Origin of the sequence: Roseicyclus marinus (assembly GCF_030163795.1) — a bacterium.
GTDB classification, from domain to species: domain Bacteria; phylum Pseudomonadota; class Alphaproteobacteria; order Rhodobacterales; family Rhodobacteraceae; genus Roseicyclus; species Roseicyclus marinus.
Genome location: NZ_JASJOF010000001.1, coordinates 61,762 through 86,069 on the forward strand (window position 1 = coordinate 61,762; position 24,308 = coordinate 86,069).

Annotated in this window: 25 protein-coding genes; 20 read left to right on the forward strand and 5 right to left on the reverse strand. The window is 64.8% G+C overall.

From position 1 onward, the window contains the following. Positions 1 to 73 precede the first annotated feature (73 nt). Positions 74 to 631: a DNA-3-methyladenine glycosylase I gene (locus QQK63_RS00360; protein ID WP_277828183.1), complete on the forward strand. Its 558-nt coding sequence runs from the start codon at positions 74 to 76 to the stop codon at positions 629 to 631. 119 nt (positions 632 to 750) lie between these two features. Here the strand turns inward: QQK63_RS00360 and QQK63_RS00365 are convergent, their stop codons facing one another. Next, positions 751 to 1,311 carry a TlpA family protein disulfide reductase gene (locus QQK63_RS00365; RefSeq protein WP_277828005.1) on the reverse strand — a complete coding sequence of 187 codons (561 nt, stop codon included), beginning with the start codon at positions 1,309 to 1,311 and terminating at the stop codon, positions 751 to 753. A gap of 29 nt (positions 1,312 to 1,340) precedes the next feature. On the opposite strand from QQK63_RS00365, the gene argH reads away from it, so the two are divergent. From argH to QQK63_RS00385, 4 genes are all read left to right on the forward strand, one after another. After that, on the forward strand, positions 1,341 to 2,732 hold the full coding sequence (gene argH / locus QQK63_RS00370) for an argininosuccinate lyase (RefSeq protein ID WP_277828003.1): 1,392 nt from the start codon (positions 1,341 to 1,343) through the stop codon (positions 2,730 to 2,732). Next, the gene (locus QQK63_RS00375) at positions 2,729 to 2,908 is read left to right on the forward strand and encodes a lipoprotein (protein ID WP_277828001.1); all 180 of its coding nucleotides are present in this window, start codon (positions 2,729 to 2,731) and stop codon (positions 2,906 to 2,908) included. The genes argH and QQK63_RS00375 overlap by 4 nt, the downstream gene beginning before the upstream one ends. A gap of 91 nt (positions 2,909 to 2,999) precedes the next feature. Beyond that, positions 3,000 to 3,467, forward strand: coding sequence for a transcription elongation factor GreA (gene greA / locus QQK63_RS00380; protein WP_277827999.1), 468 nt, complete (start codon positions 3,000 to 3,002; stop codon positions 3,465 to 3,467). A 110-nt stretch (positions 3,468 to 3,577) separates the two neighbouring features. After that, positions 3,578 to 4,588 carry a hypothetical protein gene (locus QQK63_RS00385; protein ID WP_277827997.1) on the forward strand — a complete coding sequence of 337 codons (1,011 nt, stop codon included), beginning with the start codon at positions 3,578 to 3,580 and terminating at the stop codon, positions 4,586 to 4,588. Positions 4,589 to 4,631: 43 nt separating this feature from the next. On the opposite strand, the gene QQK63_RS00390 is transcribed toward QQK63_RS00385, so the two are convergent. Further along, positions 4,632 to 5,498: a molybdopterin guanine dinucleotide synthesis gene (locus tag QQK63_RS00390; RefSeq protein ID WP_277827995.1), complete on the reverse strand. Its 867-nt coding sequence runs from the start codon at positions 5,496 to 5,498 to the stop codon at positions 4,632 to 4,634. 97 nt (positions 5,499 to 5,595) lie between these two features. Here QQK63_RS00390 and QQK63_RS00395 point away from each other — a divergent pair, with 97 nt between their 5' ends. The 5 genes from QQK63_RS00395 (at position 5,596) to QQK63_RS00415 (ending at position 9,576) form a co-directional block, all read left to right on the forward strand. Beyond that, positions 5,596 to 6,303, forward strand: coding sequence for an AzlC family ABC transporter permease (locus tag QQK63_RS00395; protein ID WP_277827993.1), 708 nt, complete (start codon positions 5,596 to 5,598; stop codon positions 6,301 to 6,303). Continuing rightward, positions 6,300 to 6,629 carry an AzlD domain-containing protein gene (locus QQK63_RS00400; protein ID WP_277827990.1) on the forward strand — a complete coding sequence of 110 codons (330 nt, stop codon included), beginning with the start codon at positions 6,300 to 6,302 and terminating at the stop codon, positions 6,627 to 6,629. Before QQK63_RS00395 ends, QQK63_RS00400 begins: the two co-directional genes overlap by 4 nt. Before the next feature lie 93 nt (positions 6,630 to 6,722). After that, entirely contained in the window at positions 6,723 to 7,775 is a 1,053-nt protein-coding gene (locus QQK63_RS00405) for a sodium-dependent bicarbonate transport family permease (RefSeq protein ID WP_277827988.1), read from the forward strand. A gap of 106 nt (positions 7,776 to 7,881) precedes the next feature. Next, a complete protein-coding gene (locus QQK63_RS00410) occupies positions 7,882 to 8,754 on the forward strand; it encodes a LysR family transcriptional regulator (RefSeq protein ID WP_277827986.1) in 873 nt (290 codons plus the stop codon). A gap of 333 nt (positions 8,755 to 9,087) precedes the next feature. Beyond that, positions 9,088 to 9,576: a hypothetical protein gene (locus tag QQK63_RS00415; RefSeq protein ID WP_277827984.1), complete on the forward strand. Its 489-nt coding sequence runs from the start codon at positions 9,088 to 9,090 to the stop codon at positions 9,574 to 9,576. Positions 9,577 to 9,687: 111 nt separating this feature from the next. On the opposite strand, the gene QQK63_RS00420 is transcribed toward QQK63_RS00415, so the two are convergent. Continuing rightward, a complete protein-coding gene (locus QQK63_RS00420) occupies positions 9,688 to 10,518 on the reverse strand; it encodes a prephenate dehydratase (protein ID WP_277827982.1) in 831 nt (276 codons plus the stop codon). 106 nt (positions 10,519 to 10,624) lie between these two features. Here QQK63_RS00420 and QQK63_RS00425 point away from each other — a divergent pair, with 106 nt between their 5' ends. The 5 genes from QQK63_RS00425 to QQK63_RS00445 all read left to right on the forward strand — a co-directional run bounded on the left by QQK63_RS00425 (position 10,625) and on the right by QQK63_RS00445 (position 17,220). Then, the gene (locus tag QQK63_RS00425; protein ID WP_277827980.1) at positions 10,625 to 11,152 is read left to right on the forward strand and encodes a c-type cytochrome; all 528 of its coding nucleotides are present in this window, start codon (positions 10,625 to 10,627) and stop codon (positions 11,150 to 11,152) included. A gap of 180 nt (positions 11,153 to 11,332) precedes the next feature. Beyond that, positions 11,333 to 13,270 carry an extracellular solute-binding protein gene (locus QQK63_RS00430; protein ID WP_277827978.1) on the forward strand — a complete coding sequence of 646 codons (1,938 nt, stop codon included), beginning with the start codon at positions 11,333 to 11,335 and terminating at the stop codon, positions 13,268 to 13,270. Between the two features lie 6 nt (positions 13,271 to 13,276). Further along, complete coding sequence (locus QQK63_RS00435) at positions 13,277 to 14,434, forward strand: microcin C ABC transporter permease YejB (RefSeq protein ID WP_277827975.1); 1,158 nt, start codon at positions 13,277 to 13,279, stop codon at positions 14,432 to 14,434. 1 nt (position 14,435) lies between these two features. Then, positions 14,436 to 15,617: an ABC transporter permease gene (locus QQK63_RS00440; protein ID WP_377135686.1), complete on the forward strand. Its 1,182-nt coding sequence runs from the start codon at positions 14,436 to 14,438 to the stop codon at positions 15,615 to 15,617. Between the two features lie 22 nt (positions 15,618 to 15,639). Next, positions 15,640 to 17,220, forward strand: coding sequence for an ABC transporter ATP-binding protein (locus QQK63_RS00445; protein ID WP_277827973.1), 1,581 nt, complete (start codon positions 15,640 to 15,642; stop codon positions 17,218 to 17,220). Positions 17,221 to 17,501: 281 nt separating this feature from the next. Here the strand turns inward: QQK63_RS00445 and hemN are convergent, their stop codons facing one another. After that, positions 17,502 to 18,857 (reverse strand): oxygen-independent coproporphyrinogen III oxidase, encoded by a 1,356-nt coding sequence (gene hemN, locus QQK63_RS00450; RefSeq protein WP_277827971.1) that lies wholly within the window; start codon positions 18,855 to 18,857, stop codon positions 17,502 to 17,504. A gap of 89 nt (positions 18,858 to 18,946) precedes the next feature. On the opposite strand from hemN, the gene fnrL reads away from it, so the two are divergent. Then, complete coding sequence (gene fnrL / locus QQK63_RS00455; protein WP_277827969.1) at positions 18,947 to 19,690, forward strand: transcriptional regulator FnrL; 744 nt, start codon at positions 18,947 to 18,949, stop codon at positions 19,688 to 19,690. Between the two features lie 87 nt (positions 19,691 to 19,777). Here the strand turns inward: fnrL and QQK63_RS00460 are convergent, their stop codons facing one another. Continuing rightward, entirely contained in the window at positions 19,778 to 20,617 is an 840-nt protein-coding gene (locus tag QQK63_RS00460; protein ID WP_277827967.1) for a universal stress protein, read from the reverse strand. A 195-nt stretch (positions 20,618 to 20,812) separates the two neighbouring features. Between QQK63_RS00460 and ccoN the strand changes: the two genes are divergently transcribed. From ccoN to ccoP, 4 genes are read left to right on the forward strand one after another with little or no spacing between them, the layout of a single operon-like run. Further along, positions 20,813 to 22,414, forward strand: a complete 1,602-nt coding sequence (gene ccoN, locus QQK63_RS00465) for a cytochrome-c oxidase, cbb3-type subunit I (RefSeq protein WP_277827965.1) — start codon at positions 20,813 to 20,815, stop codon at positions 22,412 to 22,414. Positions 22,415 to 22,428: 14 nt separating this feature from the next. Continuing rightward, a complete protein-coding gene (ccoO, locus tag QQK63_RS00470; RefSeq protein WP_277827963.1) occupies positions 22,429 to 23,157 on the forward strand; it encodes a cytochrome-c oxidase, cbb3-type subunit II in 729 nt (242 codons plus the stop codon). A gap of 13 nt (positions 23,158 to 23,170) precedes the next feature. Beyond that, a complete protein-coding gene (locus QQK63_RS00475; RefSeq protein ID WP_277827960.1) occupies positions 23,171 to 23,389 on the forward strand; it encodes a cbb3-type cytochrome c oxidase subunit 3 in 219 nt (72 codons plus the stop codon). Continuing rightward, positions 23,386 to 24,300 carry a cytochrome-c oxidase, cbb3-type subunit III gene (gene ccoP, locus QQK63_RS00480; RefSeq protein ID WP_277827958.1) on the forward strand — a complete coding sequence of 305 codons (915 nt, stop codon included), beginning with the start codon at positions 23,386 to 23,388 and terminating at the stop codon, positions 24,298 to 24,300. Before QQK63_RS00475 ends, ccoP begins: the two co-directional genes overlap by 4 nt. Positions 24,301 to 24,308: the final 8 nt, after the last annotated feature.

A 24,308-nucleotide genomic window follows, 5' to 3' on the forward strand; every position in this document is an offset into this window, starting at 1 on the left:
CCACCCGACCCCTTAACAAATTCCCAAGCTTCGCATTTTCAGCCAATTCTCCGGAGTTCTCGGGATGCAGACCATGGATCGCTGCGGCTGGTGCGGAACCTATCCGCTCTATGTCGCCTATCACGACACCGAATGGGGCGTGCCCGAACGCGATGGCCGCGCGCTGTGGGAAAAGCTCATCCTCGACGGGTTCCAGGCGGGCCTGTCCTGGATCACGATCTTGCGCAAACGCGACGCCTTCCGCGCGGCCTTCGCCGGGTTCGACCCGGTGGACATCGCCCGCTGGGGCGAACCCGAAATCGCCCGCCTCCTTGCGGATCCCGGCATCGTGCGCCATCGCGGCAAATGCGAGGCCGCGATCACCAATGCCCGCGCGTTTCTCGACCTCGGCGGCCCCGATGCCTTCGCAGATTTCATGTGGCGTTATGTCGACGGCACACCGCTGCAACCCGACCGTCCCGATCAGGCCGCCGTTCCCGCCTACACGGAACTCAGCGAACAGGTCTCCAAGGATCTCAAGGCGGCCGGTTTCCGCTTCTGCGGCCCCACGATCACCTATGCCTGGATGCAGGCGACAGGCCTCGTGAACGACCACATCACAACCTGCCACCGCCATGCGGCGCTGCGCTGAAGCCCTGCACGGCTTAACCCGATATCAAGGTTAACGGTGCGCCTTCATCTTGGCCGAAAAACTCCGGGGGAGGCGCGGCCCATGGGCCGCGACGGGGTCAGAGCCCCCTCAACCGGCAATCAGCCCGCGCCGCCCGCCAAAAGCGCCTCGATCAAGGCAAAGGCCTCGGGGCTGTCCCAATGCGCATCGCCTCTCAGCCGCGCGATCTCCTGACCTTGCGGGTTCAGGATCACGGTGATCGGCAGGCCGAACACCCCCATTTCCCGCGCGATCTGCTGGTTGATGTCGCGGTAGCGGGGCAGGTCCTCCACCCCGATCTCCTCGAAAAACCGGGCAATCGCCTGCGGCGGATTGCGCCCGGTGGCCAGCGTCACGACGGCGAAATCCTCGCCCCCCAGTTCCGCCTGAAGGTTTTGCAGCGATGGCATCTCCTCGCGGCAGGGCGCGCACCATGTGGCCCAGAAATTCAGCACGACATACCGCCCGGCATAATCGGCAAGCCGACCTTCCGTCTCGTCCTCGCGCAGATAGGGCAGGGCTGACGCCGCAACCGGCGTCTCATGCACCACCAGCCCCCGCATCTCGCCCGTCAGGTACCCGGACAGGTCCTGGGCTACGGCAGCATTTGCACACAGGCTTGCAGCAAGGTAGAGCACCCCAAGACGCAGATAGCGGATCATCCGGAACTTCCTCCAAAGGGCCAGAGCTCATGACCGACACCACCGCCAATGCCATGTGGGGCGGGCGCTTCGCCGCCGGGCCGGACGCGATCATGGAGGCGATCAACGCCTCGATCGGGTTCGACAAGCGACTGGCGAGGCAGGATATCGAAGGCTCCCGCGCCCATGCGGCGATGCTGGCGGCTGCCGGCATCCTCAGTGATAGCGACGCCAGCGCGATCCGGGAAGGGTTGCTCACGGTCTTGTCAGAGATCGAGGGCGGCACCTTCGAGTTTTCCACCGCTCTCGAAGACATCCACATGAATGTCGAGGCGCGGCTGAAGCAGGTCATCGGCGAACCGGCAGGCCGTCTGCACACCGCGCGTTCGCGCAACGATCAGGTCGCGACCGATTTCCGCCTCTGGGTGCGCGAGCAATGCGATGCCGCGATCCTGGGCCTCGAGGCCTTGATGCGCGCGCTTCTCGCGCAGGCCGAACAGGGCGCCGATTGGGTCATGCCCGGCTTCACCCATCTCCAGACCGCACAGCCCGTGACATGGGGCCATCACATGATGGCCTATGTCGAAATGTTCGCCCGCGACCGGGGGCGGATGATGGATGCGCGCGCGCGCATGAACGAAAGCCCGCTCGGGGCGGCGGCGCTCGCGGGCACGTCGTTTCCCATAGACCGGCACATGACGGCCGAGGCGCTGGGCTTCGACCGGCCCATGGCCAATTCGCTCGATGCCGTATCGGCCCGCGATTTCGCGCTGGAATTTCTCTCCGCCGCCTCGATCTGCGCCATGCACCTGTCGCGCTTCGCCGAGGAACTGGTGATCTGGTCCTCCGCGCAATTCCGCTTCGTGCGGCTGTCGGACCGCTTTTCCACCGGCTCCTCGATCATGCCCCAGAAAAAGAACCCCGATGCCGCCGAACTGATCCGGGCCAAGATCGGGCGCATCTTCGGCGCGAATGTAGCGTTGATGATGGTGATGAAGGGCCTTCCGCTCGCCTATTCCAAGGACATGCAAGAAGACAAGGAACAGGTCTTCGACGCCGCCGACAACCTGATGCTCGCGCTCGCCGCGATGGAGGGGATGGTGCGCGACATGACCGCCAACCGCGAGGCGCTGGAACGCGCGGCGGGCTCGGGCTTTTCCACCGCCACCGATCTCGCCGATTGGCTCGTGCGTGTTCTGGGCCTGCCCTTCCGCGACGCGCATCACGTCACAGGCACGCTCGTCGCCATGGCCGAGGGCGCGGGCGTCGATCTGCCCGACCTTGACCTTGCGCAGATGCAGTCTGTTCATCCCGGCATCACCGCGTCTATCTTCGAGGTGTTGGGCGTCCACAATTCCGTGGCCTCCCGCATGTCCTACGGCGGGACGGCCCCCGCGCAGGTCCGCGCCCAGATCGCGCGCTGGAAGGAGATCTTGCCATGACGCCGTTTCGTGCCTCCGCCGCCGCCCCCGTCGCACGGGCGCTTCTTGCCACCGCGCTTCTGGGCTTTCTCGCCGCCTGCGGTGTCGATGGCCCGCCCGAACGCCCCGAACCGCGCCCGACGCCCGGCATCACCGTCACCGGCACCGCCGAGATCGGTGTCACGGGCGGCAGCTGAGCCTTCGCATACCCCGTTGAACATGGGTTGGTTCGTGCCTAACCTCCTATCTCCGACCCGTTCCTTACCCTATTGATCCAAGGCCAATCCGATGGAAAAGATCCCGATGACCCCGGCGGGCTACAAGGCCCTGAACGAGGAGCTGAAACAGCTCAAAAGCGTCGAGCGTCCGGCGATCATCCAAGCCATTTCCGAAGCGCGCGAACACGGCGACCTATCGGAAAACGCGGAATATCATTCGGCCAAGGAAAAGCAGTCTTTCATCGAGGGCCGCATCAAGGAACTCGAAGGGCTGATCGGCCGCGCCAATGTCATCGACCCCAAGACGCTCTCCGGTCCGATCAAATTCGGCGCGACCGTCGTGCTGGTCGACGAGGATGACGTCGAAAAGACGTTCCAGATCGTGGGCGAGGCCGAGGCGAATATCGAAAAGGGCATGCTCAACATCAACTCGCCGCTCGCCCGCGCCTTGATCGGCAAGGAAGAGGGCGATAGCGTCGAGGTCAAGACGCCCGGCGGCGACAAGGATTACGAGATCCTCTCCGTCACCTACGTCTGATCCGTCCCGCGCACATCGGTGCGTAGCCAATTCCGCGCACATCCGTGCGCATCCCGCGCAAAGAAACCCCTGCGCGCGCCTCGCGCAAAGCCTGAAGTGTGCCGCAGCCCATGCCGGACCAACCCAAGCCCACGCCCCTTGAACTGGGCCTTTACGCAAGGGAGGAGCCGTCGCGGCGCATCACCGGGATCGAGGTCGGGGCGGGCGTGCTCACCTGTCTGTGGCTCGTGGCGGTGATCTTGCTCAACTCCGGCGATGTCGAAGGCAATGCCGGCGGCTTTGCCGATGGCGTGCTGACGATCCTTGCCATCATCATGCCCATCGCGCTGATCTGGGTTGCCGCGACCGCGCTGCGCACCGCGCGCGGCCTGCGCGAAGAGGCGGCGCGCCTTCAGGCCTCCATCGACGCGATGCGCGCGGCCTATGTCGACCAGCAACAGCGCGCCACCATGGACCTGCGCCCCGCCGTGGTCGAAAAGCTGGAGGAACTGGTCGAAACCACCCGCGCGGCCCAAGCCGCCGGCGCCCCGGTCTTTTCCTCGCTCCGCGCGCTGGCCCCGCCCGAAGACCGCGCCGCCGTGATCCAGACGCCCAGCACCCCCGAACAGCCGCAGCCGGGTCTCGCCCTCTCTGCTCCGGCCGAAAAGGACCCGATCTCGGTCGCCGATTTCATCAAGGCGCTGAATTTCCCCGAGAACGAACACGACAAGGAAGGCTTCCGGACACTCCGCCGCGCGCTCGAGGATCGCGCGACCGAGCGTTTGATCCGCGCCAGCCAGGACATCCTGACGCTCCTCAGCCAGGATGGCATCTACATGGACGATTTGCGCCCCGATCGCGCCCGCCCCGAGATCTGGCGTCGCTTCGCCCAAGGTGAACGCGGCCGCGCCGTTGCGGCTTTGGGCGGCATCCATGACCGCTCCAGCCTCGTTCTCGCGGCGGGCCGGATGAAAAAGGATCCGGTCTTCCGCGATGCGGCGCATCATTTCCTGCGCCATTTCGACCGGACCTTCATGGATTTCGAAAAGAACGCCAGCGATGCCGAAATCGTGGCGCTGGCGGGCACCCGCACCGCGCGCGCCTTCATGCTGATCGGTCGCGTCGCCGGCACCTTCGACTGAGGGGCGCGAATTCCGCCCTGTCGTCCTGCACGAAATCGCCGCCTCAGCCCTCCAGCGCCGCGATCAGCTCCGCCTCGTGGCCCAGCCCCGCGATCCAGCCTTCCTTCCGATCGCCTTCGCGCAGCATCGCGTCCAGCCTGCCCGGCCCAAGCCCCGCGAACGCCTGCGCCAGAACCCGTACCTGCGCGGCGTCGTGAATTTCACCCGGCAATGCCCGCGCCCTCACCGCCCCGTCGATCAGCGAGGGATAGACCTCCGCCAACACGATATCCGCCTCCCGTTCCTCGAAGGGGCGCACGGTCAGCCGCGCGCCGTAACGCTCCCGCAGGCTTTGCAACCTCGGCAGGCCCAATAGGCTCTGGCTGCCCACTGATCCCGTCGTGAACAGCTTCCAGCAGGGCTGCGCCCGTGGCAGCAGCATCTCTACCCCCCGCCGCTCCGCCATCCCGTGCCCATGGCGCAGCGTGCCGCGCGCCGGCAGCGCGGCACTGGCCCGCGCGGCGGGGCAGCCCCAGAACGGGCCGACACCGGGAAACCGCCCGTTCATCGCCTCGGCCACATCCCACCGGTTGTTGGCGTTCCGCCCGTCATCCGCGATGGCCTCGGCCAGCCAGCGCCAGACCGCGAAAGGATCGGCCGCCCCGGTCAGCGCCGCCGCGAAGCCCGCCGGGTAGCCGAAGGGAAAATCGAACCCCGCGATGACGCGCCCGCCCCGCGCCAGCACCGCGTCGAACCGCGCCACCAGATGCGCCAGCGCCGCGCCCCGCGTCCGGTGATAGCTCACCGCCTGCGCCTCGGGCCCGTGTTCGGCGACAAAGATCGCATCCTTGACCGGCCGCGCGGGCGAGGGTGCGGACCGCGCCGACCAATCCACCATGAAGATCGTATCGGTCACACCCGTCCTGCCCATCACATCCTCTTATGCCGCGCCCCACGCGCGCTGAATTGCATCCCCCCGAACCCTCGCCTAGGAAGCCCCGGTATCCCCTGCAAGGCTAGCCCGCCCGATGACCCCATCCAGCCCCAGAACCGCCTACCTGCGCGGGATCCGCACCGCGCTGCCCTTCGTCATCGTGGTGGGGCCCTTCGGCCTTCTTTTCGGTGTCGTCGGCACCGAGGCGGGGTTGAACATCGCGCAGGTCATGGGCTTCACCGTTCTGGTGATCGCGGGCGCGTCGCAATTCACCGCCCTGCAACTGATGGCCGACAATGCGCCCACCTTCATCGTCGTGGCCTCCGCGCTTGCGGTGAACCTGCGCATGGCGATGTATTCCGCCTCGCTCGCGCCGCATCTGGGCGCGGCCCCTGTCTGGCAACGCGCGCTCATCGCCTACATGAACGTCGATCAGACCTATGCGCTGGGCCATGCCGATTACGAGGCGAACCCCCGCCAATCCACCGCTGAAAAGGTCGCCTTCTTCTTCGGGACCTCCACCCCCATCATCCCGGTCTGGATCGGCGCCACCGCGCTCGGCATCGTTCTGGGCGAGGCGATCCCGCCCGCCCTGGGCCTCGATTTCGCGGTGCCGATCACCTTCATCGCGCTCATCGCCCCCGCACTCCGCACCATCGCCCATGTCGCCGCCGCGCTCACCTCGGTCGTCATGGCCATCACGCTGGCCTTCCTGCCGTGGAACCTCTGGCTTCTGGCGGCGGGCCTTGCCGCGATGATGGTGGGCGCCGAGGTCGAACGCCGGATGGAGGCGCGGCGATGACCTATTCCGTCACCGACATCTGGATCATCATTCTGGCGCTGGGCGCAGGAACCTTCCTGATCCGGTTTTCCTTTCTCGGCATCCTCGGCGACCGGCAATTGCCGCCATGGCTCTTGCGCCACCTGCGCTACACGGCGGTCGGCATCCTGCCCGCCATGGTCACGCCCCTGATCCTCTGGCCGCAGGCCACGGGCGGGCAGCTCGACCCGGTGCGCATCATCGCCGCCACGCTGGCGCTGGCCATGGGGCTTTGGACGAAAAACGCCATCTGGGCCATCGTCGCAGGCATGGCGACGCTCTGGGGCCTCGGCTTCATCGTTCCATAAAACAGAACCATATTGCCAAAAGCTGTATTTTTCTTTCAGACACCTCTCCGCCATATCCCCGCCAACCGAAACCGGACGCAAGGGGTGCGCGCCATGGACGTGATCTTCGACATCGTCGCGACACTTGTCGCGCAATTGCAAAAACCGACGCTCGCCTTCCTGATCGGCGGCATGATGCTGGCAGCCCTTGGCAGCAAGCTCGAGGTGCCCGCCCCGGTCTACAAATTCATCGTTCTCGTCCTCCTGCTCAAGGTCGGGCTCGGCGCGGGCATCTCCGTGCGCGAGGCCGATCTGGTGGCCCTTGCCGTTCCCGCGATCGCGGCGGCTGTCGTTGGTGTCGCCATCGTGCTTCTGGGCGCGCGGACGCTGGCGCGCACCCGGGGTGTCGCAGCGATGGACGGAATGGCGACGGCGGGCCTTTTCGGCGCGGTCTCCGCCTCCACGCTAGCGGCGGGCATGGTCATGCTCGACGCCGAGGGCATCGCCTATGAGGGCTTCATCGGCGCGCTCTATCCCTTCATGGACATCGCGGCGCTCGTCACCGCCATCTTGCTGGCCCGGATGAGCGCCGCGCGCACCGCCTCCGTGCAGCCTGCGGGCGGTGGCACCGCGACCCTCACCATGGGCGGCGGCGGCAACGGCAACGGCGATCTCGTGCGCGAGATCCTGACCGACACGTTCAAAAGCCCCGCCATCTCCGCCCTGCTCCTTGGCCTTGCCATCGGCCTTCTGGGGCGGCCCGAACAGGTCTATTCCAGCTTCTACGAACCGCTCTTCCGGGGCTTCCTGTCGATCCTGATGCTCGTCATGGGGATGGAGGCGTGGCAGCGGCTGGGCGAAATGCGCAAGGTGGCCCATGCCTATGTCGCCTACGGGATCGCCGCGCCCTTCGTCCATGGCGCGCTGGGCTTCGGCGCGGGGCTCATCGCCCATCACCTGACCGGCTTCTCGGGTGGCGGCGTGGTGCTCCTGGCGGTCATGGCGGCCTCCAGTTCCGACATCTCCGGCCCGCCCACGCTGCGCGCCGCCCTGCCCGAGGCCAACCCCAGCGCCTATGTTGGCACCTCGACCGGCATCGGCACGCCCGTGGCTATCCTCTCGATCCCGGTCTGGATCGCACTGGCCGATTGGCTGATCGGCGTCTGAGCATGTTGCGCAAAAGTGGGAACCGGTTTTGCGCATCCAGAACATGCGAATTGAAAGCATCTAAAAACTCGTGTTCGGCCGGTCCATTCGTTCTATCAAGGTGAACATGGACCGGCTGAACTATCACCACCTGCGGTATTTCCGCGAAGTCGCGCACGAGGGGCACCTGACCCGCGCGGCCGAACGGCTGAACCTGTCGCAATCCGCGCTTTCGACCCAGATCCGCCAGCTGGAGGAACGTCTGGGCCATGCCCTTTTCGAACGGCGCGGGCGGCAGCTGATCCTGACCGAAGCCGGACGGATCGCGCTCGACCATGCCGAACGCATCTTCGGCACGGGCGAAGATCTTCTGGCGGCGCTGGGCGACGGCGTCGGCCATGACCGCCCGCTTCGCGTCGGCGCGCTCTCCACCCTGTCGCGCAATTTCCAGATGCGCTTCCTCTCGCCCGTTCTGGGTGACGTGCCGCTGGCGCTCGTGTCGGGCTCTGGGCCGGTCCTGTTGCCGCGGCTGGCGGGCCTGTCGCTCGACGTGGTGCTGTCGACCGAACCCCACGACGCCGCCGCCTATCCCGACCTGACCGCGGACCGCATCGCGGCGCAGCCCGTGGCGCTGATCGGCACACCCGCCCGCATGGGGCAGGCCGACGCCACCGCGCTCCTGACCCAAGAACCCCTCATCGTGCCCACCGAAAGCTCGATCCGCACCGGGCTTGATGCGCTCTGCGCGCGCCTTGGCATCGTCCCCCGCATCGCGGCCGAAGTCGACGACATGGCCATGGTCCGCCTTCTGGCGCGGCAGGATGTCGGCATCGCGCTCGCCCCCCCGGTCGTCATGGCCGACGAGATCGGCGCAGGCATCCTGACCCGCCACCCCAGCGATCTGGGCATCGTCGAAAGCTTCTACGCGATCACCGCGCGGCGCAATTTCCCGCATCCCGCGCTGCGCCGCTTGCCGCCCGCCACCCGCTTCGACCCCTGATCCCGGGCCGCGCCGCCGTTCCGGCCGTGCGCGACCCGATTTGCGTCAAAACCCCCTTCCGGATTTGTTTCGCACGCTCTCATCCTTGTGAGGGGGCGTGACATAACCCCATGAATTCGTGAGTTTTTCGCAAAAAATCGGCGGTTCGTGCGCTGCTGGTGCGCCAGAAAACAGATCTGTGCAAAAACGCACCGACCTCACGGGAATGTCCCGGGTATGTGAGTTGAATAACAGCGCGATCCGCCCGATCTCTCTTCCATCGACGGCACGACGCCGTGACACACCAAGCCCCGGCGCTCCTGCCGGGCAAACCGAAACGAAAAGGACCACATTATGAAAACCGCATTTTTCGCAACCGCCGCCGTCCTCGCCCTCGCCGCACCGGCCGCAGCCCAGAACCAGTTCGAAGCCGCGCTCGGCGTGACCCCCGGGGCCTACACCACGGCCGAACTGATCCAGCTCGACCGCGCCTACGAGGAAAACGACGTCAACACGATCAACTTCATCCTCTCGGGCGGCTCCAACCTGACCCCGGCGGAAATCGAACGCCGCGGCATCGCCGAAGCGATCAACCTCTCCGTCGAGCAGGGTGACGTCGCACAGGCCCGCAACCTCGCCGCCGCACGTGGCGATGTGGTCACCGGCTCGACCGCGTCCTCGCGTGGCGCTGCCGATCTGCCGAATTGGCTGCAGAACACCGCCGATGAACTGGGCGTGAATGCCGCCGACTTCTCCCGCGGTGAGCTGATCGCGCTGGCCCGTCACCAGGAAGAAGGTGACAGCGCCGCCGTTCGCGGCCTCATCAGCAGCGTCACCAACTGATCCGGCCATCCCGCGCGGGCGGCCCGGTCACGGGTCCCCGCCGGTCCAACCGGCTTCCATCCGAAACCCCGGTGTCCCATGGGCTCCGGGGTTTCGCCTGTCGTGACGCCCTCAATCCCGGACGGATGCCGCCGGATAAGTGCCAAGGACCTTCAGGAAGCTCGTGAAATAGGCCAGCTCTTCCAACGCCAGTTTCACGTTGGCATCCTCGGGATGGCCTTCGATATCGGCGTAGAATTGCGTGGCGGTGAACGACCCGTCGACCATGTAGCTTTCCAGCTTGGTCATGTTCACGCCATTGGTCGCGAACCCGCCCATCGCCTTGTAAAGCGCGGCCGGAATGTTGCGCACCCGGAACACGAAGGTGGTCATCATGTGATCGCCCCGCCGTGCCATCTCGGGCTCGCGCGCCATGATCAGGAACCGCGTGGTGTTGGTGTCCTGATCCTCGATATGGCGCGCCAAGATATCCAGCCCGTAGATTTCGGCCGCCAGTTCCGAGGCCAGCGCCGCCTTGGTCCGGTCGCCCCATGTCGCCACGTCGCGCGCCGCGCGCGCATTGTCGGGGCTGACGCAGCCCTTGATCTTGTGCTTGCGCAAGAACCCCGCGCATTGCGGCAACAGCACCAGATGGCTGTGCGCCTCGCGGATGTCGCTCAACTGCGCGCCCGGCACGGCCATCAGGTTGATATGGACGCGGACGAACACCTCGTCGACGATATGCAGCCCCGATTGCGGCAAGAGCCGGTGAATGTCGGCCACCCGTCCATAAGTGGTGTTTTCCACCGGCAGCATGGCCTGATCCGCCGCGCCCGATTGCACCGCCTCGATCGCTTCTTCGAAGGTGGCGCAGGGCACCGCTTCGAATCCCGGTCTTGCGTCGTGGATCGCCTGATGGGAATAGGCGCCGGGTTCCCCCTGAAAGGCGATGCGTCCAGTCATTGTTCCACCGATGGATGTGGGCGTTTCGTCGCGCTCCCTACACCTTGCCATCATGGGGTGAAACCCCATACATACCCCCGAAATCGCGACACCGAATGGGAAGATCATGTTCGACACGATGACCATTACCAAGGCGTTCGCATCCGTCTGTGGCGCGATGCTGGTGCTTTTGTTGGGCGGCTGGGCCGCCGACAGCCTCTACAACATCGAAATCGAAAGCCATGGCGACCACGCCACGCGTGGCTATGTCATCTTGGCCGAAGAGGCCGGTGACGAAGACGCCCCCGCCGAAGAGGTGGTCGAGGTCGCCTTTGCCGATGTCTATGCCACCGCCGATGCCGGCGCGGGCGAACGCCTGTGGCGCCAGTGCTCGGCCTGCCACGCGCTGGAACCGGGCGTGAACCGCGTCGGTCCCTACCTGCACGGCGTCGTCGATCGCCCCAAGCATGCCGCCGAAGGCTTCAACTATTCCGACGCGCTCATGTCGCAAGATGGGGCATGGACGCCGGAAAACCTCTCCGCCTTCCTCGAAAACCCCCGCGCCTACGCGCCGGGCACCGCCATGGCCTATAACGGCATGAGCGATGTCGAGGATCGGGCGAACCTGATCGCCTATCTCGCCACGTTCAACTGAGCCGCGGCACAGCCGATTTTGCAGGGGCCGTCCCGCCGGGGCGGCCCTTCGCATGTCCGGTCTCCGCATCGCGCCCCGATCACGCAATCTCAACTTGCCCCCGGGCGGGGCTGGTCTCTAACCTGTGCCGAACCAGATAATGGGGCAAAGGCCCCTCACAGGACGAGTTCGGAGATCTGCATGTTTCACCGCTACGCCCTTGCCCGCGCGGGTCAGCCCCGTGTCCAGCCCCAAGAGCAGTCCAAAACGCCGCTCGCACGGCACTCGAAATCCCTCGCCGCCGCCCTGTTCCTATCGCTCGTCGCGGGCGCGGCCCCCGCACAGGACGACCTGATCGTCACCCATGGCGTCGCCACCTTCGGGATCGAGGATCTGAGCTATGCTCCCGATTTCACCCATCTCGCCTATGTGAACCCCGACGCCCCGCAGGGGGGCGAGATGTCGCTCAGCTGGTCCAGCGCGGGCGGCTCGTTCGATTCGCTGCATCCCTACACCAACCAGGGCAATCCGGCGGTTCTGGCCTCGATCTTCTTCGAATCCATGCTCGAAGGCACGCTCGACACCATCGGCCAAAGCTATTGCCTGCTTTGCGAATCCATCGCCTATCCCGAGGATCGGTCCTACGTCATCTTCACGCTGCGCCCCGAGGCGCGGTTTTCCGATGGCACGCCGGTGACCGCGCAGGACGTGCTTTTCTCCTACGAAATCCTCCGCGACGAGGGTCTGCCCAGCTTCCGCGCCAATATCCCGCTCACCATCGCCGGGGCCGAGGTGCTGGACGACCGGCGCATCCGCTTCGATTTCAACCCCGACAGCCAGCTGCGCGGCCGGGTCGAGGCGGCGGGCAGCCTGCCCGTGTTCAGTCAGGCCAGCCACATCGCCAGCGGCCTCGCCTTCAACGAAAGCCGCCTGACCCCGCTCGTCGGGTCGGGGCCTTACGTCGTGGGCCGGGTCGATCCGGGCCGGGCGACCGTCTTCACGCGCAACCGTGACTATTGGGGCAATGACCTGCCCATAAATCGCGGGCGGCACAATTTCGACAGCATCCGCGTCGAATACTATGCCGACAGCATCGCCGCCTTCGAAGGTTTCACCGCCGGCAATTACCTCTTCCGGCAGGAAAACTCCTCCCAGAATTGGGCCAACAGCTATGATTTCCCCCGCCTGCGCGACGGGATCATCATCCGCGAGGAAATCCCCCAAGGGCTGATCGCGCCCGGCCAAAGCTTCGTCTTCAACCTGCGCCGCGAGAAATTTCAAGATCCCCGCGTCCGCGAGGCGATCGCGCTGATGTTCAACTTCGAATGGACGAACCAGACGCTCTTCTTCGGCCTCTATTCGCCGGTCGACAGTTTCTGGGAAAACACCGAGCTCGAGGCAACGGGCCTGCCCAGTCCCGAGGAACTGGCGATCTTGGAGCCCCTGCGCGGTCTGATCCCCGACGAGGTGTTCACCGAACCCGCCTTCGCCACGCCGGCCTCCGATCCCGACCGCACCTTCGACCGGCGGCAGGCGCGCCGCGCCACCGCCCTCCTGGAGGAAGCGGGCTGGACCCCCGGTTCCGACGGCATGTTGCGCAACGCGGCGGGTGAAACGCTCGAGGTGGAATTCCTCAACGCGGGTCCGCTCTTTGACCGGATCATCAATCCCTATGTCGAAAACCTGCGCGCCATCGGCATCGACGCGCGCCTGAACCGCGTCGACGGCGCACAGGCCAGCCAGCGCCAGCGCGACGCCGATTTCGACATCGTGACCGAGTTTTTCCAGACCGGCTACGAACCCGGCACCTCGCTGCGCCAGCTCTTCGGCTCCATCGGTGCCGATGAAAGCCTGTTCAACGTCGCGGGCCTCGCCGACGAAGGCGTCGACCGGCTGGTCGAGGTCGTGGTCCGCGCAGAAACCCGCGAAGAGATGGAGGTTGCCGTCCGCGCGCTCGACCGCGTGCTGCGCGCCCATCGCATCCGTGTCCCGCAATGGTTCAACGACAGCGATTGGGTCGCCTATTACAACCACTACCGCTACCCCGAGACGCTGCCGCCCTATGGCATCGGCTTCCTCGATTTCTGGTGGGTGGACCCCGCGGCCGAACAGGCTTTGCGCGATCAGGGTGTGCTGTAACCGGATATGGGCGCCTATATCCTCAGACGCGTGCTCCTCATGATCCCCACATTGCTGGGGATCATGGTGATCAACTTCGCCCTCACCCAATTCGTGCCGGGTGGCCCCGTGGAACAGGTCATCGCCCAGCTCGAGGGCGAGGGCGATGTCTTCGCCGGCATCTCGGGCGGTGGCGGCGATGGTGGCGGGGGCGGCGCGCAGCTTGAATCCGCCGATTACCAAGGCGCGCGGGGCCTGCCGCCGCAATTCCTCGACGAATTGCGCATCCAGTTCAACTTCGCCCGCATCGTCTGCGACGAGGGCTTCACCGGCACCCCCAGCCTGCGGGCCGAGGAATGCCGCGCCGAGGATATTCCCGGCCTCGAACGCTTCTTCCTGATGATGTGGGATTACGCCCGCTTCGATTTCGGCGAAAGCTACTTCCGCTCCATCTCGGTCATCGACCTCGTGATCGAGAAACTGCCGGTCTCCATCTCGCTCGGCCTGTGGTCGACGCTCATCGCCTATATCGTCTCGATCCCCTTGGGCATCGCCAAGGCCACGCGCGACGGCACGAAATTCGACACCTGGACCTCGGGCGTCATCATCGTCGCCTATGCCATCCCCGGCTTCCTCTTCGCCATCCTGCTTTTGGTGGTCTTCGCGGGCGGGCGCTATTTCCAGATCTTCCCGCTGCGCGGCCTGACCTCCGACGGGTTCGACGACATGACCCTGATCCAGCAGATCGGCGATTATTTCTGGCACATCACCCTGCCGGTCCTGGCCTCCACCATCTCGGCCTTCGCCACGCTCACGCTCCTGACCAAGAATTCCTTCCTTGACGAGATCAAGAAGCAATACGTGATGACCGCCCGCGCCAAGGGTCTGGCCGAATCCCGCGTGCTCTACGGCCATGTCTTCCGCAACGCGATGCTGATCGTGATCGCGGGTTTCCCGGCCGTTTTCGTCGGCGTTTTCTTCGGCGGCTCGCTCATCATCGAAACGATCTTCTCGCTCGACGGTCTGGGGCGGCTCGCCTTCGAGGCGGCGGTGAGCCGCGATTACCCGGTGATCTTCGGCACGCTCTTCGTCTTCGGCCTGATCGGGCTGGTGGTGAACATCCTGTCGGACCTGATGTATGTCTGGATCGACCCCCGCATCGATTTCGAAACGCGGGAAACCTGACATGGCCATGCCCGTCGAAACCCCGCGCACACCCGATCCGGTTCCGCCCCCCGCCGCCCCCCCCGTTCGGCGCGGCTGGCTCTCGCCGCTCAACCGCCGCCGCTGGGAGAATTTCAAGGCCAACCGCCGCGCCTACTGGTCGCTCTGGATCTTCGCCGTGCTCTACGGCCTCAGCATTTTTGCCGAATTCATCGCCAATGACCGCCCGATCCTCGTGCAATATCGCGGTGCCTATTACACCCCGATCTTCACCTTCTACCCCGAGACCGAATTCGGCGGCGATTTCCGGACCGAGGCCGTCTACCGCGATATCGAGGTGCAATGCCTCATCGTCTCGGGCGGGCTGGAGGATTGCTGGGACGACGCCCTAGGCGTGATCGACATCGTGCAAGAAACCGGCACCTTCAACGGGCAAACCGTCGAACAGGGCTGGCTTCTCTGGCCGCTCATTCCCTACAGCTACAACACGGTCAACGATCTGGGCCGCGCCGCCCCCTCGCCGCCCGATGCCAACCATTGGCTCGGCACCGACGACACAGCCCGCGACGTGCTGGCCCGCGTGATCTACGGCTTCCGCCTCTCGGTCAGCTTCGCCCTTGTCGTGACCTTCCTCACCTCGGTCATCGGCATCGCGGCGGGCGCGGCGCAGGGCTATTACGGCGGCTGGCTCGACCTGATCTTCCAGCGCGTGATCGAGATCTGGAATTCCACCCCCAGCCTTTACATCATCATCATCATCTCCGCGATTTTCGTGATGGATTTCTGGCTTCTGGTCTTCCTCATGGTGCTGTTTGGCTGGACGGGCCTCGTGGGCGTGGTGCGCGCCGAATTCCTGCGCGCCCGCAACTTCGAATACGTCCGCGCCGCCCGCGCGCTCGGCGTCTCGAACGGCAAGATCATGTTCCGCCATGTCCTGCCCAATGCCATGGTCGCAACCCTCACCTTCCTGCCCTTCGTCGTGACGGGTACGATCGGGGGGCTGGCCTCGCTCGATTTCCTCGGCTTCGGCCTGCCCTCCTCGGCCCCCAGCCTTGGCGAAATGACCCTTCAGGCGAAAAACAACCTTCAGGCGCCGTGGCTCGGCTTCACCGCCTTTTTCGCCTTCGCGATCATGCTCTCGCTCTTGGTGTTCATCTTCGAAGGGGTGCGCGACGCCTTCGACCCGCGAAAGACGTTCCGATGATCCATGACCCCGGCATGACACGATGAAGGTTCTCGAGGTCGACACTCTCTCGGTCCATTTCGGCCCCACCCATGCGGTGCGGGGCGTGTCCTTCCACGTCGACAAGGGCGAAACCGTCGCGCTCGTGGGCGAAAGCGGTTCGGGCAAATCCGTCACCGCGCTCTCCACCGTGTCGCTTGTTCCCGGCGCGACCGAGATCACCGGATCAGTCCGCTATGCCGGGCAGGAGATGGTCGGGGCCGACACCGCCACGCTGCGCCGCATCCGGGGCAATGACATCAGCTTCATCTTTCAGGAGCCGATGACCTCGCTCAACCCGCTCCACACGCTGGAAAAGCAGATCACCGAAAGCCTGTCTCTTCATCAGGGTCTGCGCGGCGAGGCGGCGCGGGCCCGCGTGATCGATCTTCTGACCAAGGTGGGCATCCGCGATCCAGAAAGCCGTCTGGGCGCCTATCCCCACCAGCTTTCGGGCGGGCAGCGTCAGCGCGTGATGATCGCCATGGCGCTGGCCAATGGCCCCGATCTTCTGGTGGCCGATGAACCGACCACCGCGCTTGATGTCACCATTCAGGCGCAGATCCTCGACCTTCTGGCCGATCTCAAGCGCGACATGGGGATGAGCCTTTTGTTCATCACCCATGACCTGACCATCGTGCGCCGCATCGCCGATCGCGTCTGCGTCATGCAGGGCGGCGAGATCGTGGAACAGGGCCCGACCGAAGACATCTTCGCCAATCCCCGCCATCCCTACACCCGCAAGCTTCTGGCCGCCGAGGCGCGCGGCCGCCCCGATCCGGTGCCGCAGGGCGCGCCCGAGATCGTGGCCACCGATGACCTGCGCGTCTGGTTCCCAATCCAGCGCGGGTTGATGCGCCGCACCGTGGGCCATGTGAAAGCCGTGAACGCCGCAACCCTCAGTGTGCGCGCAGGCGAAACGCTGGGCGTGGTGGGCGAAAGCGGCTCGGGCAAGACGACGCTGGCGCTCGCCATCATGCGGCTGATTTCCTCGCAGGGGCCGGTCGTCTTCATGGGCCGCGACGTGCAGGGTCTCCACTCGCGCGAATTGCGCCCGCTCCGGCGCGACATGCAGATCGTCTTTCAAGATCCCTACGGCAGCCTCAGCCCCCGAATGACCGTCGAACAGATCATCGGCGAAGGGCTCGAAGTGCATGGCGTTGGCCGCGAAGACCGGCGCGCGCAGGTCGCCGCGATCTTGTCCGAGGTCGGTCTCGACCCCGCGATGATGGACCGCTACCCCCACGAATTTTCTGGCGGCCAGCGTCAGCGCATCGCCATCGCCCGCGCCATGATCCTGCGCCCCAAACTCGTGGTGCTGGACGAACCGACCAGCGCGCTCGACATGACGGTGCAGGTCCAGATCGTGGAACTGCTCCGCAGCCTCCAGCGCAAGAACGGCATCGCCTATCTCTTCATCAGCCACGACCTCAAGGTCGTGCGCGCCCTCAGCCACAAGATCATCGTGATGAAGAACGGCGATGTGGTCGAACAGGGCGAGGCCGAGGCGATTTTTGCAAATCCGCGGACGCGCTACACCCGCGATCTTCTGACCGCCGCCTTCGGAGAGGTCGGGGCGGCCTGACGCGCGCCGCCGCCGTCGTCCGATCCTCTCCCGCCGGTGAACCGATCCTTGCCATGGCCGGGATCGCTCAAGGTTTCGGTAAGAGGGTCCGGCGTTTGCTACGCGGGTGCTACTCCGGGGGCCCGACCTCTTCAGGTTTCGCTAACCATGGCGCAAGAAAACCGACCGCACGGCCCGCGCCGTTAACGGAATCTTCGGATTCGCGTGGAAACATTCACGGGGCGTTAAGGTTTCGGACCAAATCTTTACCCGGCCTTCACGCATTTCGCGTCGCGCAAACCTCAGATCGCCGAGGAATGCCCCTCGGCCCGCATTTCGTATTCGTCGAACCCTCGCGCGATCATCCGCGCCAAGGGCCGTCCCTCGGGCAAGATCTCGAAGCGATCCGCCGTCACGCGCGTCACGCCCGGAAACTGCTCGGCCACGCTGCGCTCCAGCCCGGCAAGCTCGATCTCCGAGATGTCGTAATCCCTTAGAATCTCGGCATTTTCGATCCGGAATTCGCACATCAGCATCTCGATCAGCCGCGACCGCATCCGGTCCTGACCCCGGAACCTGTGGCCCCGTCCGGTCGCCAATTCGCCCGCCCGAACCGATTTTTGGTAGGCAGCCGTTGAACTTGCGTTCTGCGCGAAGCCTTGCGGAAACCGCGAAATCGCCGATGCGCCCAGCCCGATCAGCACATCGCAGGTGTCATCCGTGTAGCCTTGGAAATTGCGCCGCAAGTGCCCCGTCCGCGCGGCAATCGCCATGCTGTCCTCGGGTTTTGCGAAATGATCGATGCCGATTTCCTGGTACTGATCCCACAGGAACAGCCGGCGCGCGGTCTCGAACAGATGCAGGCGTTGCTCGGGTGACGGCAGCGCCTCGGTCGGGATCATCGCCTGTCGCTTGGCCATCCACGGCACATGCGCATAGCCATAAAGCGCCACGCGATCCGGCACGAGCGACAGCAGCATCTGCACGGAATCCGCAATCTTTTCAGGGTTTTGGTTCGGCAGCCCGAACAGGATGTCGGCGTTCAGCGACCGGATGCCTGCCGCCCGCAAGGTCTCCACCGCGTCGCGTGTCACGTCGTAGCTTTGCAGCCGCCCGATGATCTGCTGGATGTCGGGATCGAAATCCTGCACCCCGATGGACGCCCGGTTCATGCCCGCCGCAGCCAGCGCGTCGATACGCGCCGCGTCGATCTCGTTGGGGTCGATCTCGACCGAGAATTCGCCATCGGCGCTGAAGGCAAAGGCATCGCGCAACGCCCGCGACAGTCCCGTCATCATCTCCGCCGACAACAGCGTCGGCGTGCCGCCGCCCCAATGCAGCCGCGCCACCTCCACCCCTTCGGGCAGAAGCCGGCCCAGCGTCGCAATCTCTTGTTTCAGCGTATCGACATAGGCCTGCACAGGCGCATCAGACTGCACACCTTGCGTGCGACAGGCGCAGAACCAGCACAACCTGCGGCAGAATGGCACATGCAGGTAAAGCGAGATCCGCGCCCCCGACGGGATCGCGCTCAGCCAGTCCAGAAGCACCGGGCCATTCACGTCGTTCAAGAACTTCGTGGCCGGCGGGTAGCTGGTGTAGCGGGGCACCTTGGCGTCGAAAAGCCCAAGGCGACGAAGTTGATTGACCTGTTCCATTGTTGTAGCGTTGCATAGGAAACGCGCCGTTTGTCCTTGATCTGGATCAAGCGAGCCCCGCCAGCCGAAAGGCAGAAGGGAGCCCACCCATGGCACAGCGTCAGGTTGCATTCCCGCAGCTCGACTGCGCCGACTGCCCTATCAGGCATCGCGCCGTCTGCGCCCGTTGCGAAAGCGACGAGCTCGACCATCTCGAGGCCATCAAGTACTATCGGAACTACGAGGCCGGACAGACGATCGTCTGGGCGGGCGACAAGATGGATTTCGTCGCGTCGGTCGTGCATGGCGTGGCCGCGCTGACGCAGACGATGGAGGACGGGCGGCGGCAGATGGTGGGCCTCCTCTTGCCGTCGGATTTCCTTGGACGCCCGAACCGCGACCGCGCCTCCTATGACGTGACCGCAACCACGGACCTGCAATTGTGCTGTTTCCGCCGCGCGCCGTTTCAGGATCTGCTGGCCAACACGCCGCATGTCAGCCAGCGCTTGCTGGAAATGACGCTCGATGAACTCGACGCGGCGCGGGAATGGATGCTGCTTTTGGGGCGCAAAACCGCGCGCGAAAAGATCGCCAGTTTCCTGTCCATCATTGCGCGGCGTGACGCGACCATCAACCAGCATGGCCACAAGGGTGAGCTGGTCTTCGACTTGCCGCTGACGCGAGAGGCGATGGCCGATTATCTTGGCCTGACGCTGGAAACAGTCAGCCGCCAGATGTCCGGGCTGAAGCGCGACGGCGTGATCCGGCTCGAGGGTAAACGCCACATCGTCATTCCCGATTTCGAAACCCTGATGAACGAAACCGGCGACGACGCGGATGGCGGGGTGTTCTGAGGCGGCGGTAGAGTGCGCCTTCAGGCGCACCGCAAGGCAGCAGAGGTGCGCCTGAAGGCGCACCCTACCCACGTCCGAAGATGACGCTCAATGCGCCATAAGCACCGGCACCTTGGCGTGTTCCAGCATGTTGCGTGTAGCCCCACCCAAGATCGCCTCGCGGAACCGGGAATGGCCATAAGCCCCCATCACCAGCATGTGCGCGTCGATGTCGGCGACGTGGCGCGCGATCACCTCAGAGACGCGGGGGAGCGTTTGGGCCAGGATCGTCACCTCGACCTTCACGCCATGACGGCTCAGCATCCGTGACAGTTCCGCACCCGGATCCGCCGTGTCGGAGGCATGGCGTTCAGGTGCCACGATGCAGATATCGACCAGCGCCGCCGTCTTGAGGATCGGCAAGGCGCGCCGGACGGCTGTCATGGCTTCGGCGGATTCGTTCCACGCGATCACGACGCGTTGCGGCGCCGCGACCGGCGCAGCCCCTTCGGCCAAGACGATCACGGGGGCTTGGCCTTGGAACATGGCGGATTCCACGACCACCGGCGCATCGGCATATTTTCCATCGCCATAGGGTTTTGGCAGGATGACCAGATCCGCGTAACGCGACCGCCGCGCCACAAGGCCCGTGACCGAGGCCGATTGCGCGACCATCGCGTCGACACCCCAAGACAGGTCGCTCCGCCCCAGCGCGTCGCGGGCGGCGGCCTCGATCCGGGCGGCATCGGCCTGTGCCTGCGCGATCGTTTCGTCATGCATCAGCGCGGTCGCGCCGGCGAAATAATACCCGGTCTGGGTGCGGTCGATCCCGAGACACAGCACATCCAGATGCGCCCCCGCCTCGGTCGCGAAAGGGATCGCGGCACCCAGAACCGCATCCACCTCGGTCGGGTCGGTCAGGATCGTCAGCATGGTTTTGTAGGACATGGAAGCCTCCCTCGATTGGCCCATCCAAGACCTAGACCGGGACAGGGTGCCGCACCTTGACCTGCATCAACCGACCCAAGAGTTGCATTTGACATGGATCAAGGCCCCGTCGCGTCCCTTCCGCGATGTGGGGACAGATGGAACAGCTCCGGACGGCTTTCGAGTCGGAACCGGGGCAGGACGAAGGGACGATCAATGCTTGATTACGTAAAGCTGCTGATCCTTGGCCTTGTCGCGGTCTGTGCCGCGATCGCGGCCAATTACGCACGCGACGTGGCCTATCTGGTCCATGCGCTGCTGATCATGAGCGCTGCCGCCATCACGTTCATTTACGTGCTGCGCAATACCGGTGAGGCCAAGCGCCCCGTTCCGGTCGACGAATATATGGACGGCCCGGTTCGCGCGGCCGCCATCGCCACGGTCTTTTGGGGTGTGGTAGGTTTCCTGGCGGGCACGTTCATCGCCTTTCAGCTGGCCTACCCGGTGCTCAATTTCCATTGGGCCGACGGCTACCTGAACTTTGGCAGGCTGCGTCCGCTCCATACTTCGGCGGTGATCTTCGCCTTCGGCGGCAACGCGCTTCTGGCAGCCAGTTTCTACATCGTGCAGCGGACGAGTGCCGCGCGGATGTGGGGCGGTGGCCTCGCGTGGTTCGTGTTCTGGGGCTACCAGCTTTTCATCCTGATGGCGGCGACCGGATACCTTCTGGGGTCGACCCAAGGTCAGGAATACGCCGAACCCGAATGGCTGACCGACCTGTGGCTGACGATCGTCTGGGTCGCGTTCCTTGCGCTTTACATGGGCACGCTGATGAAGCGGAAAGAGCCGCATATCTACGTCGCCAACTGGTTCCTTCTGTCCTTCATCGTCACCGTGGCGATGCTGCATGTGGTCAACAACCTGCAGATCCCGGTGTCCTTCTTCGGCTCGCGCTCGGTCACGGTGATGTCGGGCGTGCAGAATGCGATGACGCAATGGTGGTACGGCCATAACGCGGTGGGTTTCTTCCTGACCGCGGGCTTCTTGGGCATGATGTATTACTTCATCCCGAAGCAGGCCGAACGCCCGGTCTATAGCTACAAGCTGTCGATCATCCACTTCTGGGCGCTGATCTTTCTCTATATCTGGGCCGGTCCGCACCACCTGCATTACACGGCGCTGCCTGACTGGGCCTCGACGCTGGGTATGGTGTTCTCGATCGTGCTGTGGATGCCCAGCTGGGGCGGCATGATCAACGGTCTGATGACGCTCTCGGGCGCATGGGACAAGCTGCGCACCGACCCGGTGCTGCGGATGATGGTCACTTCGGTCGCCTTCTACGGCATGTCGACCTTCGAAGGGCCGATGATGTCGATCCGTGCGGTGAACTCGCTGTCGCATTACACCGACTGGACCATCGGCCACGTCCATTCCGGCGCGCTGGGCTGGAACGGCATGATCACCTTCGGGATGCTTTACTACCTGTTCCCCAAGCTCTGGAACAAGCAGCGGCTCTATTCGCTCCGCGCCGTGTCCTGGCACTACTGGCTCGCCACGATCGGTATCGTTCTCTACGCGGCGTCGATGTGGGTGACCGGCATCATGGAAGGCCTGATGTGGCGTGAAGTGGATGCGCAAGGGTTCCTCGTGAACTCCTTCGCCGACACCGTCGCCGCCAAGTTCCCGATGTATGTGGTCCGTGGTCTGGGCGGGGTTCTGTACCTCACCGGTGCGCTGATCATGGCGTGGAACCTCTACATGACCGTCCGCAAGAGCGCCGTCCGCCGTGACGTCGCCGCTGCGGCCCCTGCGGAATAAGGAGGGCCCGAGAGATGGCACTTGAAGGTCACGCAAAGATCGAAACCAACGCCACCCTGCTTTTGACGCTCAGTTTCCTGGTCGTCACCATCGGGGGCATCGTGGAGATCGCGCCGCTTTTCTACCTCGAGAACACGATCGAGGATGTCGATGGCATGCGGCCCTATTCGCCGCTGGAACTGGCGGGCCGCGAAATCTACATCCGCGAAGGCTGCTATGTCTGCCACAGCCAGATGATCCGCCCCATGCGGGACGAGGTCGAACGCTATGGCCATTACAGTCTTGCGGCCGAAAGCCAGTATGACCACCCGTTCCAATGGGGGTCCAAGCGCACCGGGCCGGACCTGGCCCGGGTGGGCGGTCGCTATTCGGACGAATGGCATGTCGACCACTTTACCTTGCCGCAATCGGTCGTGCCGGAATCGGTGATGCCGGCCTATGCCTACCTGGCCGATAACGTGCTGCAACCGACCTATATCGTCGATTTGATGGAGACCCACCGGATGGTGGGTGTGCCCTACACCGACGAGATGATCGAAAACGCACGGGTCGATTTCATCCAGCAGGCCACCGATTTCGGCGATGGCGGCGTGGTGGAACGCTACCCCGGCGCGCAGCAGCGCGATTTCGACGGCCAGCCCGAAGTGACCGAGATGGATGCGTTGATCGCCTACATGCAGATGCTGGGCACGCTGGTCGATTTCTCGACCTTCGCGCCCGACGAAGCGCTGGCAAGCCGGTAAGGGGGGCGGACAGATGGAAGACACCTATACCATCCTGCAGGTCATCGCCCGGAGTTGGGGGGCGATGTTCATGCTCCTCGCGTTCCTCGGCGTGATCCTTTTCACCCTGCGGCCCGGCAGCCGGGCGGTGCATCGCGATATCGCCGACATCCCGTTCCGTCATGACGATCGACCGGCCCGCGACACGGACACGCAGGCCCGGCCCCAGCCCTTCAAGGAGGCGCGGCAATGAGCGACCACAAGACCCAGCACCCCGAGGAGCAGAAGCTTTTGGCGGGTGATCCCGACACCACCGGACATGTCTGGGACGGGATCAAGGAGTTCAACAATCCCCTGCCGCGCTGGTGGCTCTGGACTTTCTACGCCACCATCGTCTGGGGCATCGCCTATACCGTCATGTACCCGGCCTGGCCGCTGGTGAATGGCGCGACCCCCGGCATCTTGGGCTTTTCGACCCGTGCAAACGTGGCCGAGGATATCCAGCGGTTCGAGGACATGAACGCCGACATCCGCACCCGCCTGACCGAAGTGGAACTGGCCGCGATCACTCCGGACGACAATCCCGACCTCTACAATTACGCGATCCAGGGCGGGGCGGCGACATTCGCCACCTTCTGTTCGCAGTGCCATGGATCGGGCGCGGCGGGCGTGATGGCTGCGGGCTATCCCAACCTGCTCGATGACGACTGGCTTTGGGGCGGCACCATTGACGACATCCACCTGACGATCACGCATGGCATCCGCAACACGGATGATCCGATGGCGCGGTATTCCGAGATGACCGCCTTCGACGAGATCCTCTCGGACGAGGAAGTCGCCTCGGTTGTACAATACGTCCGCAACCTGTCTGGTCAGGATGCCGACGCCACGCTGGCCGCCGCAGGCGAGAGTGTCTATCTTGACAATTGCGCGGCCTGCCACATGGATGACGGCACAGGCGACCGGTATCTCGGTGCGCCCAACCTGACCGATGCGATCTGGCTTTACGGCGGGTCCGAAGACGCGATCGAGCATACGGTCCGCTACGCCCGTTTCGGCGTGATGCCGCCATGGTCTGCCGATGCCTCGAACGCCGGGCGCCTGTCGGAGGCCGAGGTGCGCGCCGTCGCGGTTTACGTCCACTCCCTCGGCGGCGGCGAATAAGCCGCCGG

What these genes read in the sequence shown, in the direction of transcription:
- QQK63_RS00435 (WP_277827975.1), top strand. Translation starts at nt 13,277, where the DNA reads ATGGGCGCCTATATCCTCAGACGCGTGCTCCTCATGATCCCCACATTG.
- QQK63_RS00400 (WP_277827990.1), top strand. Translation starts at nt 6,300, where the DNA reads ATGACCTATTCCGTCACCGACATCTGGATCATCATTCTGGCGCTGGGC.
- QQK63_RS00430 (WP_277827978.1), top strand. Translation starts at nt 11,333, where the DNA reads ATGTTTCACCGCTACGCCCTTGCCCGCGCGGGTCAGCCCCGTGTCCAG.
- QQK63_RS00375 (WP_277828001.1), top strand. Translation starts at nt 2,729, where the DNA reads ATGACGCCGTTTCGTGCCTCCGCCGCCGCCCCCGTCGCACGGGCGCTT.
- QQK63_RS00360 (WP_277828183.1), top strand. Translation starts at nt 74, where the DNA reads ATGGATCGCTGCGGCTGGTGCGGAACCTATCCGCTCTATGTCGCCTAT.
- QQK63_RS00440 (WP_377135686.1), top strand. Translation starts at nt 14,436, where the DNA reads ATGGCCATGCCCGTCGAAACCCCGCGCACACCCGATCCGGTTCCGCCC.
- ccoN (WP_277827965.1), top strand. Translation starts at nt 20,813, where the DNA reads ATGCTTGATTACGTAAAGCTGCTGATCCTTGGCCTTGTCGCGGTCTGT.
- QQK63_RS00385 (WP_277827997.1), top strand. Translation starts at nt 3,578, where the DNA reads ATGCCGGACCAACCCAAGCCCACGCCCCTTGAACTGGGCCTTTACGCA.
- QQK63_RS00415 (WP_277827984.1), top strand. Translation starts at nt 9,088, where the DNA reads ATGAAAACCGCATTTTTCGCAACCGCCGCCGTCCTCGCCCTCGCCGCA.
- QQK63_RS00365 (WP_277828005.1), bottom strand. Translation starts at nt 1,311, where the DNA reads ATGATCCGCTATCTGCGTCTTGGGGTGCTCTACCTTGCTGCAAGCCTG.
- fnrL (WP_277827969.1), top strand. Translation starts at nt 18,947, where the DNA reads ATGGCACAGCGTCAGGTTGCATTCCCGCAGCTCGACTGCGCCGACTGC.
- QQK63_RS00405 (WP_277827988.1), top strand. Translation starts at nt 6,723, where the DNA reads ATGGACGTGATCTTCGACATCGTCGCGACACTTGTCGCGCAATTGCAA.
- hemN (WP_277827971.1), bottom strand. Translation starts at nt 18,857, where the DNA reads ATGGAACAGGTCAATCAACTTCGTCGCCTTGGGCTTTTCGACGCCAAG.
- QQK63_RS00425 (WP_277827980.1), top strand. Translation starts at nt 10,625, where the DNA reads ATGTTCGACACGATGACCATTACCAAGGCGTTCGCATCCGTCTGTGGC.
- QQK63_RS00445 (WP_277827973.1), top strand. Translation starts at nt 15,640, where the DNA reads ATGAAGGTTCTCGAGGTCGACACTCTCTCGGTCCATTTCGGCCCCACC.
- ccoP (WP_277827958.1), top strand. Translation starts at nt 23,386, where the DNA reads ATGAGCGACCACAAGACCCAGCACCCCGAGGAGCAGAAGCTTTTGGCG.
- QQK63_RS00395 (WP_277827993.1), top strand. Translation starts at nt 5,596, where the DNA reads ATGACCCCATCCAGCCCCAGAACCGCCTACCTGCGCGGGATCCGCACC.
- QQK63_RS00420 (WP_277827982.1), bottom strand. Translation starts at nt 10,518, where the DNA reads ATGACTGGACGCATCGCCTTTCAGGGGGAACCCGGCGCCTATTCCCAT.
- greA (WP_277827999.1), top strand. Translation starts at nt 3,000, where the DNA reads ATGGAAAAGATCCCGATGACCCCGGCGGGCTACAAGGCCCTGAACGAG.
- QQK63_RS00390 (WP_277827995.1), bottom strand. Translation starts at nt 5,498, where the DNA reads ATGGGCAGGACGGGTGTGACCGATACGATCTTCATGGTGGATTGGTCG.
- ccoO (WP_277827963.1), top strand. Translation starts at nt 22,429, where the DNA reads ATGGCACTTGAAGGTCACGCAAAGATCGAAACCAACGCCACCCTGCTT.
- QQK63_RS00410 (WP_277827986.1), top strand. Translation starts at nt 7,882, where the DNA reads ATGGACCGGCTGAACTATCACCACCTGCGGTATTTCCGCGAAGTCGCG.
- QQK63_RS00475 (WP_277827960.1), top strand. Translation starts at nt 23,171, where the DNA reads ATGGAAGACACCTATACCATCCTGCAGGTCATCGCCCGGAGTTGGGGG.
- argH (WP_277828003.1), top strand. Translation starts at nt 1,341, where the DNA reads ATGACCGACACCACCGCCAATGCCATGTGGGGCGGGCGCTTCGCCGCC.
- QQK63_RS00460 (WP_277827967.1), bottom strand. Translation starts at nt 20,617, where the DNA reads ATGTCCTACAAAACCATGCTGACGATCCTGACCGACCCGACCGAGGTG.